The organism is Bacteroides caecicola, from assembly GCF_023337095.1.
In the GTDB taxonomy this organism is placed as follows: Bacteria; Bacteroidota; Bacteroidia; order Bacteroidales; family Bacteroidaceae; genus Phocaeicola; species Phocaeicola gallinarum.
The window spans coordinates 57,617-70,630 of record NZ_JAMBLM010000003.1 but is presented as its reverse complement, the minus strand read 5'-3'; the positions used below and the strand labels follow the sequence as shown (position 1 = coordinate 70,630).

At 37.6% G+C, this 13,014-nt stretch carries 6 protein-coding genes; all 6 read left to right on the top strand.

Annotated elements, in window-relative coordinates:
* Window positions 1–857 precede the first annotated feature (857 nt).
* A complete protein-coding gene (locus tag M3085_RS03640) occupies window positions 858–1,670 on the top strand; it encodes a hypothetical protein (RefSeq protein WP_249052308.1) in 813 nt (270 codons plus the stop codon).
* A 111-nt stretch (window positions 1,671–1,781) separates the two neighbouring features.
* Complete coding sequence (locus M3085_RS03635) at window positions 1,782–2,267, top strand: Panacea domain-containing protein (protein WP_249052307.1); 486 nt, start codon at window positions 1,782–1,784, stop codon at window positions 2,265–2,267.
* A gap of 3 nt (window positions 2,268–2,270) precedes the next feature.
* On the top strand, window positions 2,271–3,116 hold the full coding sequence (locus M3085_RS03630) for a hypothetical protein (RefSeq protein ID WP_249052306.1): 846 nt from the start codon (window positions 2,271–2,273) through the stop codon (window positions 3,114–3,116).
* Between the two features lie 98 nt (window positions 3,117–3,214).
* A complete protein-coding gene (locus M3085_RS03625) occupies window positions 3,215–4,576 on the top strand; it encodes a DUF3945 domain-containing protein (protein WP_249052305.1) in 1,362 nt (453 codons plus the stop codon).
* A gap of 11 nt (window positions 4,577–4,587) precedes the next feature.
* A complete protein-coding gene (gene topB, locus M3085_RS03620; protein ID WP_249052304.1) occupies window positions 4,588–6,690 on the top strand; it encodes a type IA DNA topoisomerase in 2,103 nt (700 codons plus the stop codon).
* A 12-nt stretch (window positions 6,691–6,702) separates the two neighbouring features.
* Window positions 6,703–12,879, top strand: coding sequence for an N-6 DNA methylase (locus M3085_RS03615; RefSeq protein WP_249052303.1), 6,177 nt, complete (start codon window positions 6,703–6,705; stop codon window positions 12,877–12,879).
* The last annotated feature ends 135 nt before the right edge of the window (window positions 12,880–13,014 follow it).

Here is a 13,014-nt window from a genome sequence, read left to right as displayed (position 1 = left end):
CATAATGTTTCTTTCTATCCTCAGAAAATGATAAAATTAGTAGGATTGTCACCTTATCTTTATGCAACACCTTATGTTCCCAAAGATAAGCATTTATTTGACATACTGTTCCTTGGTTGTAGTTTTCCTATTACAATATTTCTATAACTGATTAACTTTTGCTTAATATCTCTAGTCCAAGTTGCAGCCTCCTAATATGTTACCATATTCGTACTCAGGTGAGTGTCTTAGCCTAAAAATGCTTATTAAATATGAGAGTGCGATTAACAAATCTGCTTTAAACACTAATAACAAGTACACTATTCAGTTTTACACATTTTGGTTTTTAGTTTTGTATACTAAATCTGTTATACATAAAGTTACAGTGATGGTTTATTGTTTGTCAAAATGATTTTTATTTACGTTTTTTTCTATCCGGTATTGTTGTTATTTGAATTAAATAGGATAGATTATACATTAAGAATTATGAAGTCTAAAACGACCTCTTATTTCATTAAAATATGCTGGTATTCTAATTAAATACCGAGATGTTTATTCAAAAATGCAGAAAAGTGTTTTATTTTGAAGTGAAAATTGGGCTGATTTTACTGTGTTTTAATATGGATTCACCATTAGATAGAAATTTATGTTTTTGTTATTATACTACTTATTGGGGGTTAATTCTATTTCTATGCTATAGTTATGGGCTGTTTTGTCTTATGTAAGCAAAATATAATTTATAAGTCACGGTAAAAATCATAATATTGTGATTTGTTTTGGCTCAGTATTAAGTTTTACGATTTTAGAGAGGTGGAAATATCATTTTGACAAAAAGTAATTTATACCTTTGTAAGGATTTTGACTAAAAGAATTGTATTATGGACAAACAAGAAAAAAATATTGATTCAAAGAAAGATAAATGGTGGAATAGAATATCAGAAAATAATAAAGTCTCATTGATTATACTTGGTATTCTTATTTTTGAAGTTTTACTGTTAGTTTTGTTTTGGTGGATTGTGGATTTAATAACATTGGAATATTTTTTGATATATGTGTTCACAAGTTTAGTCATATTTTTATTGTGTGATACTAGAGTTCAAAAGTGTAATAAAATAATAAGAAACATATGGCTTTTATTAATGTTACCAATGTATCTCATTTTTATTGGGCTTAAATTAACAAAACCAGTATTTACAATTATAGCGAGCTATTTGACTATTGCAATTTACTCTTTAGCTCTACCTTTGATTATAATAAAGGCCTTTGATTATTTGTGTAATTTAAATTTTTCAACGTCCACCATTGTTTTTATAACATTAACAGCAGGTGCAATTTTATGTGTTCATCTTCCTAATTTTATTCAATGGATAATAAAAAATCAATCGCCATTAAAAGATTGGGGAGAGCATAAATACGAAGCTATAATGCAGGAACTAGCTCTTTATGTGACTCATAAAAACAACATTAATTTTTTGATCTATGCAGCATATTTCGTATTCCTCGCAATTTCAGGGTTCATGGAAATACAATATAATGAAGCTTTGATTTCTCAGGACTTAGATAAAGCAGTCTTAAAGGCTTTCCTTGTTTTTATAGCTTATTCAAATATGGTTGGCAAATCAAAAGAAGTAGAAGTAAAATCTAAACCTTTACTTGATAAGATTATAAGATTGATTACTATTCATGATTAAAAATCTATGTTTTATAGTAAGAAGTTTGCTAAAGTCCTGAAAAATGACTAATTTTGCATGCCATATTTTATTAATTGTAAATATTGTTGTTTATCATAGTATATAGGCTTTATGATTGATGTAATTAAAGTTGCTTCTTATATTTTTAAAAGATATCAAGAAGAAATGAAAGGAAAAATAGATGAAATGAAGTTACATAAATTATTGTACTTCGCTCAAAGAGAATCTATTATTCAGACAGGAGAGCCTATGTTTAATGACCAGTTTGAAGCATGGAAGTATGGTCCTGTAATGGTTGTGGTTCGTAATAGCTTCAAAAAATTAGAAAATATGAACTTACGACCTTCCGAAGAAGAATTAGCTCCGTATAAAAATTCTTTAGATTTTGTTTTCCAAAATTATGCCGTTAAAGACTCTTGGAGTTTGAGTATTTTAACGCATGGTGAGAGTTGTTGGAAAAAAGCAAGATATGGATATGGTCCGGATGATCATTGCGATGTTTTAATTAGTACAGACGATATCGTTAAAGATGCTGAACGCATTAAAATTCGTAGATTCTATTTTGAAAACATTGTTCCTGAACTTCAAAAATCATAATAAATGGCATTGAATGAGAAAATAAAATCCATTTTAGAAAGTTTTGAAGTGAGACGTGCAAAAGAATTTGATCCTTCTTTTTTGCGTAATATGAGGGGACCAATAATAAATGGAGAAGAAGCTAGAAATATTATTGATATTTTTTCTTCTGATGAATACCTTAGGAATGACATAGATGGTCATCTTGCCTCCTTTGTTATTGTTTCACCATCTGGATTGCCAATGGCTTTTTTTTCTTTAAGATGTGGAGAACTGTTTGAGAAATCATCTACCTATAAGATGCAACTAAGTCATAATGCATATTCGGCTATTCGTACTTTGATGTCTAATCCTTTTATAACTGGGGCAGAAAGAGATGAGTTAATGTCCCATATTGAAAAGGCTCAGGAAGAAGGTTTGTCCTTTGAGGACTTTGAACAGTTATCCTCTAAAAAAGTTTTGATGAAGCAGGATGAATTATTAGAAGTTGATAAAGACATAACAAGAGTTCATAAAGTACATCCAGCTATTGAAATTAAGTTGTTTGGAACAAATGCATCTGCTAATTCATACTGGAAATCATTGGATTTACCAGAAGAAATGAAAATGGGAGAAACTTTGTTTTGGATTAAGGTGGTGGATAAAATTCGTCAAATGATGGATATGGTTGGGTGTGAGTTTGTGTATCTTTTTGCTGCTGATAATGAGCCTGAAGGTGAATTGGTTCAATATTATCGAGTTCGTTTGAATTTTGGTTCAGATTCAAAGATGTCTGCTAATAAGCCTCATTTTGATTACATGAGTCAGTTCTTATTTCAAAGTGTAAAAGATTTATTTGAAAAGCAACAGTACTTTTTAGATAAATATTAATATATAATTTTCCTCCATTTTCCCCACTTTTCCCTCACTTGCATCATCCGCATAAGTAAGCTATATATTTGGTGTTCAAACCCATTAAATTTAGAATTATGGATACGAACACCAATGACTACATCCTCGTACTGGAGGATAAGGAATCGAAAAAGCTATCAGTAGTTTCATCAGTTGATGCAGAAGGTAAGGTACAGACAGTCGAGCCACTTGATGCACATTCAGGACAGTTCATGAAATTCAGTGAAAATGACAGTATTTTCAAGAACTTCATGGAGAACTTTACCAGACAGTTTAATGATCCTTCAAGAACCGGACTGTACAGACTGGTTGCAGATAAAGTGGAAAGTTCTGTAATGATTCTCCAGGAAATACTTCAGAAACCGCAAGAGAATGAAGAACAGCTCAAATTGATGCGTGTGAACCTAGAGGATTATGCTCCAAAAGAACAGCTTGGGCGGGTAAATGAAGAACGTATTGACTGGAATGAACTTACAGCAATTGGCATCACCCGTGAACAGTTGAAGGCTTCTGGCAATCTTGAAAAGATGCTTGGATGGGGAAAGAGTAATCTGATGCCTATTGCAGTTCCTTTTGGCGATAAGACTATCTATACGGAAGCTAGACTTGCTTTTCGTGAAGATACTGACGGTAATCTTGCACTGGCTATTCATACAATCAGAAAAGAGCCACGGTTGGACTTTCCTTTCATGGGTGTTGAGTTTTCAGAGGAAGACAAGAAGATGCTTCGTGAAACTGGTAATCTTGGAAGACTGGCTGACGTTACTCCTAAAAACGGAGAGCCGTTCAAGGCTTTCATATCCGTTGACTCGCAAACAAATGAACTGATTGCTTTGAGAGCTGACCGTGTGCGTGTCCCTGATGAAATCAAGGGTGTTAAGCTTTCCGAACAACAGAAGACAGATCTTGCTATGGGTAAGGCTGTTGCCGTGGAGAATATGATTTCCAAAGCCGGTAAGCCTTTCAATGCCCAGATTCAGATTAATGCCGATAAGAAGGGTATCGAATTCAAGTTTGACAATACTCCAAGGCAGAGTGTGGCTCAGCATGTAAATCAGGAACAGCAGAAAGGTGTTTCAAGGAAAATTTGCGGAGTGGAACTTACAGAAAAACAGCAGGCTGCACTTAATGAAGGACGTACACTTTACATCAAGAATATGGTTGATAAAGCCGGACAGCCTTTCAATGCATACGTTAAGTTTGACAAGGAAGAAAACCGACCGAGGTTTTACAGATGGAATCCGGACAGGAAACAGGAACAGGGTGAAGCGCAAGTTGTTGCTGTAGCTGAAGGAAACAAGACTCAGGTTGCCGTGAACAATGAAGGCAAGACCAATGAGGCAACTAAACATGTAAAAGAACCTCTGAAAAAAGAACAGACAGAACCGACTGAAAAACAGAAGAAAGAGGTTCAAAAGAAAAAAGGTCGTAAAATCTAATCTGCAGTATTATGGGTATGACTTGTATTATTGCAGAAAAGCCGTCAGTTGCCAGAGAACTGGCGGCTATTGTTGGTGCAGATAGCCGTGAGAACGGATATATGGAAGGAAACAATTATATTGTTACCTGGGCTATAGGTCACCTCGTTACTCTTGCTATGCCACAACAGTATGGTGTGGAGGGATTCAGAAAAGAGGATCTTCCGTTGCTTCCTGAACCGTTCCGTCTTATTGTCCGTCAAATAAGAAAGGACGGAGAGTATATCAATGATCCGGCTGCAGTCAAGCAGCTTGGGATTATCAAGAATTGTTTCAATCGTTCTGAAAAGATTATCGTGGCTACTGATGCCGGTCGCGAGGGTGAACTCATTTTCAGATATATTTATTCCTATCTTAATTCTGACAAGCCTTATGTAAGATTATGGATAAGCAGTCTTACAGATAAGGCTATAAGGGAAGGACTTTCAAAGCTTCGCCCGGGCAATGAATTTGACAATCTTTATAGTGCAGGCAAGGCACGCAGTGAAGCTGATTGGTTAGTTGGCATAAATGCCAGCCGTGCCTTGTCTATCTCTGCAGGTAAAAACGGATTCTCACTTGGAAGGGTTCAGACTCCTACACTTTCTATTATATGCAGAAGGTATATCGAGAACAAAGAGTTTAAGAGTGTTCCTTATTGGAAACTTGAAGCGATGCTGGATAAAGATGGTATTCTATGGAAAGCTGTATCAGAGACTACTTTCGAGAGAAGGGAAACAGCCCAGTCCGCAGTGAAAGCTATCCTTGCGGATAACATCACCACTGACGGACACGGCTGTCTTTCCGTGTTGAAGGTCGAAAGAAAGGCAGTCCGTACCGAACCACCTCTCTTATACGACCTTACCACCTTGCAGAAAGATGCAAACAGAAAATACAGCTTTTCAGCGGATACAACGCTGTCACTTGCTCAAAGTCTGTATGAGAAGAAGCTTATAACTTACCCGAGAACGGGAAGCAGATATATTGGTGATGATGTGTTTGATGAAATCAGTGGACTGATAGAGTTCTCAAAGGATGGTTTCGGTTTTGAAAATGTTGTTCCTGAGATCCTAAGACATGAACTGAACAGACGTTCTGTAGATGCTTCAAAAGTAACTGACCATCATGCGCTATTGATTACAGGCAATAAGCCTGAACAGTTGAGTGCCAATGAGGATAAGATTTATCGTATGATAATGGCAAGAATGCTCGAAGCATTTTCTGAAACTTCACAAAAGGATGTATTGACAGTTACATTGCGTGGTGCTGATGTGGATTTTGTTTTGAAAGCGGAAAAGGTAACTTATCCAGGGTGGAAAGCTGTGCTTAATGAAAAAGAAGAGGATGAAGATAAGGAAGTTGAATTTTTGCCTGATTTTAAAGAGGGTGAAAACATTAGAATATCTTCATTGAAAGAGACGGAACATAAGACAAAGCCAAAACCTTTGTTTACTGAAGCGACTCTTCTTTCTGCAATGGAGAATGCAGGAAGAGAAATTGAGGATGGCGAGGTAAGAAAAGCTATGGACGGTTGTGGTATTGGAACTCCGGCTACAAGAGCCAATATTATAGAAACTCTGCTTCTGAGAGAATATATCAGACGTGAGAAAAAAACACTTGTTCCTACTGATAAAGGTATGGCAGTCTATGATATTGTTAAGGATAAGCGAATCGCCAATGCTGAAATGACGGGTATGTGGGAACTTGCCTTGGCTAAGATTGAGAATGGAGAGAATGATGCAGCCAGATTCAACCAGGAAATAAAGGATTATACCGGACAGATATGTACGGAACTTTTGGAATCGTCAATTATCTCAAAGGATAATACCGAACTGCTTACTTGTCCGGTTTGCAAGAATAATTCTGTAAAGATTTATCCTAAAGTAGCTAAATGTACTTCTGAGGGTTGTGAGTTCCGAGTTTTCAGGGAGGTATGTGGTAAACTGCTCACTGATAAGGAAGTGAGAAGCCTTATTACTCAAGGTCATACTACTACGCTGAAAGGGCTTGTTAGCAAAGCAGGCAAGAAGTTCAATGCCGTACTGATATTAAAGGAGGACGGTTCTACGTCATTCGAATTCAAGAACAATAAATAAAATGTATAGCCTATGTCATATAACAAGAAGGTTGTTCTCCGTAACAACATTGAGGCTATACGTACAGTATTGCTTCTTGAAGCGGAAAAAAGAATACCGAGTAAAGAGGAAAGGGAGATTCTTGGCAGATATAATGGATTTGGCGGATTGAAGTGTGTCCTGAATCCGGCAAGTACGTTGGCTGACCGTTCCAGATGGGCTAAATCGGAACTTGAACTTTTTCCTATGGTTCAGGAGTTACAACAGGTAATCAAGGAAGGTGCTGCAAATCCGGTACAGGCTAAACTGCTCATGGATAGTATCAAATCAAGTGTGCTTACTTCTTTCTATACTGATACAAGGGTAACTGATACCATAGCATCAAGTTTTGCCGATAACGGTATCAAGTTTGAAACTTTTTTGGATCCTTCGGTCGGTATGGGTTCTTTTATCAACTCATTCGGGAAAAATGCAGAGGAAAGATTCTGTTTTGAAAAGGATCTGCTCACGGGAATGATAATGAAAGCTTTGAACAGTACCGGAGAGGTTTTTCTGCACAATCGTGGTTTTGAGGAAATATCACCTGAATTGATGAATCGTTTCGACTGTATTTCCAGTAATATTCCTTTTGGCAATTATGTGGTATATGACCGTGCATATTCCAAATCAAAGGAGGAAGCAAAGGTCTTGTCAACTCGTGCCATTCATAACTATTTCTTTGTTAAAGGTCTTGATACTCTTCGGGAAGGTGGAATACTTGCCTTTATTACTTCACTGGGTTTGTTGGATTCACCGTCCAACAAACCTATTAGAGAGTATCTGATGAATAATTCAAGTCTTGTTTCTGCTATTCGTTTGCCTGAAAATTTGTTTACAGAAAATGCCGGAACGGAGGTTGGTAGTGACTTGATTGTTTTGCAGAAAAATACGGGTAAAGGTATTGTTTCCGAACAGGAACGCTTGTTTATAGAAACGGTTGATGTTCCCGATCCTGATAATCCTGATAAGGTATTGTTTACTCATAATGCCATGTTTGCAACGGAGAGCATGGAGAATTGTGTGGCTACATCAAGAAAACTTTCGACTAATCCTTATGGTAAGAAATGTATGGTATATAACCATGAAGGTGGAATTGAAGGTATATGTAGTGACTTGAAGTTAAAGCTGGACAGGGATATATTAAATGAGTTATCAAAAGGACTGTTCTATGGAGATGATGACTATGAGGAGAAACTTCAAGGTGAAATGGAAGCTAAACAGGCTTTTACCTATATGCCGAGGGAGATAGCTGATAAGATTCCTGCCCTGTATGAAACGGATGGTGGACTGATTGGTGATAAGGTAGCTTATATAAGATACTTCATGCCGTTTGGTGCATATACTTGTTATGTGCTTGAAGCGGATAGGAAAACAGGAGATTTGTTTACACTGACCACAATGGGCTATGGATGGGAACTTGGATATGCTTCTCTTCATGAGATTGAGGAAGTTGAAGTAAGGGGTGTAAGGATAGAACGTGATATTCATTTTGAACCGGCCAAGCTTCATGAAATCCAGGAGTTAAAAGAATATGTCGGCAACCGTTATACTCCGGAAGTGGTGGATACTATAGCAGAAGAGATAAAAGAGCCTGTTCAACTTTCTGTTAAGGCTATAGGCGATGCTTTGAGAGCTTATGAGTCTATGGCTAAGGTTGATGGGAATACAGAGGCTATTCTTCAGGAAGCTGCAAAACACGGATATATTACTATTTTGTCTGGTTCTCAGGCTCACTGGCTTGATGAAGGTCTTGAACGGGCATGTAGAGAATTGGAGGGAATGAGTTTGCGGGAATGGAGGAAGGAGAATATGGATCCTTCCGTTTATGCCTACATGTATAAGAAAGAGATTGAGGAAGAGGAACGTCAGAAGAGTACGGAAGTAGAAAAAGTTCCTGAAGGTGTGCCGGTTCTTACTCTGTTTGAACTGTATGAAAGTGCAAGAACAGATATAGAGTCTCCACGTGAAATGGACGGTCAGACTGTGTACTTTGATGATGAGCATCATCCCATTTCTGTTATGGTAGAGGATGAAGATTATAATCTTCCGGATAAAGCTATACAGGCATGGGCTGAAGAAGTGGAACGGTTCAATCAGGAAATAAAGGCTTCTACTCCTAAAATTACTCCGGTTCCATCTGAAAAGAAACGTACTGGCAAACAGCAAACGAGTAAGCAGAAAACCGGACAAACAAAAGGTAACAACCGTTCAGGCAGAACAAAGAAAGTTCAGACTAACAACGTGCAGCTTGACTTGTTTTCTGAACTGCTTATAGATGATGGCAAGCGTAACATTATACCACCAAAAGTAGAACCGAAACTGATAATAGATACTACTCCACGACCTTATACCACAATGATGTCTTCGCATCTGAAGGACGGTTCTATAGTAAGGCAAGGTACACAACTTGGATTTCTGTCGAATACTTCCTTTGGTAATCCGACTTTCAATCCACTTGATCTTCCAATCAGTCAATTGACAAAATTAGGCAAGTACATTGATTTAAGGGATTGCTATCATCGTTTGTATGACAACGAGAGTGAAACAAGAACGGAAGACAAGGAGGAACGCAGTAAACTGAATCGGCTTTATGATGATTTTGTAGGTTTCTATGGCTTTCTGAATACAAAAAAGAATTTGGATGTGCTGAAAATGGATCCTGGTTCTACTGAGATACTTTTTCTTGAACGTTCACGTGAAGGACAGTTTATAAAAGCTGATATTTTCGACCATCCTGTTTCGTTTCAAGTGAATGAGGTCAAGACTGTTACGACTTCACTTGAAGGACTTGCTGCTTCTTTGAACAAGTACGGTGATGTGAATTTGCCTTATATATGTTCGCTTCTTCCTGATAAGGAGGAAGATGAGATAATTTCCGATTTGGACGGACGAATCTATTATAATCCTCTTGAAGGAGGTTATGAAATTGCAGACAGATTCATATCCGGCAATGTCGTGGAAAAGGCAGAGCAGGTGGAATGGTGGCTAGAGAATCATCCTGGCAATGAAGAGGCAAAAAAGAGTCTTGAAGCATTGAAGGCTGCTGTACCTACGCCAATATCTTTCGGAGAGCTTGACTTTAATTTTGGCGAAAGATGGATTCCGGCAAAGGTCTATGAAAAGTTTGCCTGTGAGTTTTTTGAAACAGATGTAAGTGTGCGCTTTGCTGCAAGTGCAGATGAATATTCAGTAAAGTGCAGCAGTAAAAATGGTAATATCAATCATAAGTATGCCGTAAAGGGAGAGTTCAAAACTTATGACGGTATTAACTTGATGAAACATGCTTTGCATAATACGATACCGGACATAACAAAAAGCAAGACGGTTGTTGATTTTAATGGTAATGAAACTGAAATTAAGGTAAGGGATGGTGCAGCCATTCAGTTGGCCAATACAAAGATTGAAGAAATTCGGAACGGGTTTACAGATTGGCTACAGTCGCAGCCGGATGGATTCAAGAACAAGTTGGCAGAAAAATACAACCGGTTGTTTAACTGTTTTGTACGTCCTAATTATGATGGAAGTCATCAGGAGTTTCCCCAGCTTGATTTGAAAGGTTTGGGCTTTCCTGATTTGTATAAGAGTCAGAAAGATGCTATCTGGATGCTGAAGGTGAATAATGGTGGTATATGTGACCATCAGGTGGGAGCCGGAAAGACTGTTATCATGTGTTGTGCTGCATATGAGATGAAACGTCTTGGTATTGTAAACAAGCCTATGATTATCGGACTGAAGGCAAATGTGTTTGATATTGCAAATACTTTCAGAAAGGCTTATCCAAATGCCAGAGTATTATATCCCGGCAAGAATGATTTTACTCCACAGAACAGACAGCGTATCTTTAATGACATAAAGAACAATGACTGGGATTGTATTATCCTTACGCATGAGCAGTTTGGAATGATACCTCAGTCTTTGGATATTCAGCAGGCAATTCTTCAGAAGGAACTTGACAGTGTGGAAGAAAACCTGCAGGTTCTTATCGAGCAGGGTAAGGAGGTTTCACGTGCCATGCTTAAAGGTGTGGAGAAGAGAAAGATGAATCTTGAAGCTAAACTGAAAAGTATTGCAGACGATATAGCTTCAAGAAAGGATGATGTGGTGGATTTCAAGCGAATGGGTATAGATCATCTGTTTGTAGATGAAAGCCATAAATTTAAAAATCTGATGTTCAACACACGCCATGACCGTGTAGCCGGACTTGGAAACTCTAATGGAAGTTTGAGGGCACTTAATATGCTGTTTGCTATCCGTACCATTCAGGAGAGAACTGGAAAAGATCTTGGTGCTACTTTCCTAAGTGGTACAACTATCAGCAATTCGCTTACGGAACTTTATCTGCTGTTCAAATATCTAAGGCCTCAGGCACTTGAAAAGCAGAATATAAACAGTTTTGATGCTTGGGCAGCTGTGTTTGCGAAGAAGACTACTGACTATGAGTTTTCTGTAACTAATGAAATTGTGCAGAAGGAACGATTCCGTCACTTTATCAAAGTTCCGGAACTGGCTGCTTTCTATGCTGAAATCTGCGACTATCGTACAGCGAAGGATATAGGTATAGACCGTCCGGAAAAGAATGAGATTCTTCATAATATTCCACCTACACCTGTTCAGGAGGAATTTATAAAAAAGCTGGTGGAGTTTGCCCGTACAGGTGATGCTACTTTGTTGGGCAGAGAGCCATTGTCACAAAAAGAAGAAAATGCAAAGATGCTTATTGCAACTGACTATGCACGAAAGATGTCACTTGATATGCGAATGATAGATCCGTCATACGAGGATCATGTGGACAATAAAGCTTCTCATTGTGCTAAAATGATTTCGGAATATTACAATAAATTTGATTTTGTAAAGGGTACACAGTTTATATTTTCCGATCTTGGTACTTATAAGCCTGGAGAATGGAGTGTATATTCTGAAATCAAACGTAAACTGGTGGAAGATTATGGTATCCCTTCCTCAGAGGTTCGTTTTATTCAGGAATGTAAGACTGAACAGGCTAAAAAAGCAATGATAGAGGGAATGAATAAAGGAACTATCAGAGTGCTGTTCGGTTCAACAGAAATGTTGGGTACTGGAGTTAACGCACAGGAACGTGCGGTTGCGGTGCATCATCTTGACACGCCTTGGGTTCCTTCTGCTTTGGAGCAACGTGATGGCCGTGCTGTTCGTAAAGGCAACTGGGTAGCCAAACAACATGCTGACAATAAAGTTGATGTGATTGTATATGCTGTAGAGAAGTCCCTTGATTCATATAAATTCAATCTGTTACATAACAAGCAGTTGTTTATCAATCAGCTAAAGACTAACAGCTTGGGTAAAAGAACCATTGATGAAGGTGGAATGGATGAACAGAATGGACTTAACTTCAGTGAATATGTGGCTATTCTTTCTGGCAACACGGATTTGTTGGAGAAAGCCAAGTTGGAAAAGAAGATTACGGCACTTGAAAGTGAACGTAAGAGCTTTGCCAAGGAACGTGATGAAGCAAGATTCCGTTTGAATACGATTGACAAATCTATTGACTTTCATACAAGGCAGGCGAATGAAGCTAAAGCGGATATGGAGCAGTTCAACCGTCTTGCACGTAAAGATAGTGACGGTAATTTGCTTAATGACTTAAAGTTGAATGGAATAGAAAGTCAGGATGTCAAAGTCCTTGCAGCAAAGCTCCAGGAGATTTCTAATAAAGCCAGAACCAATGGTGAATACCAGCAAATAGGTGAGATTTATGGTTTTCAGGTGGTAGTAAAGAGTGAAGCATCCCAAAAGGATATGTTCGATTTTGTGGATAACCGTTTTATGGTTAAGGGTATGGGAAACATATACTATACTCATAATAACGGTCATTTGGCAAATGATCCCAAATTGGCTTGCATGAACTTTCTGTCCGCATTAGAGAAAATCCCCAAGGTAATAGAAAACCATGAACGTGAACTTGAAAAAGTAAAACGTGACGTTGAGACGTATAAAGCCATAGCTTCAGGTGAGTGGAAAAAGGAAGGTGAGCTGAGAAAACTGAAATCTGAACTTTCTGAGCTGGATTGTAAAATCAGTCTTACTATTAATAAGAATAAAGAAGGAGATAATAATGTTGGTTTAAATGTAGAAACTTCTAATCGAAAACAACAAAAAGTAATAAATGAGAAAGCAAAGATAAAAATGACGTAGCTATATAAAGAAATTTGATAATCTCATAAAGCTAATACTATAATCAAACACAGAAAATACAATTATCTTAAAAAAATATATAGCGAAATATACAATATTCGTTTAAAATTATATATCTTTGTGGCTAAAGTAACC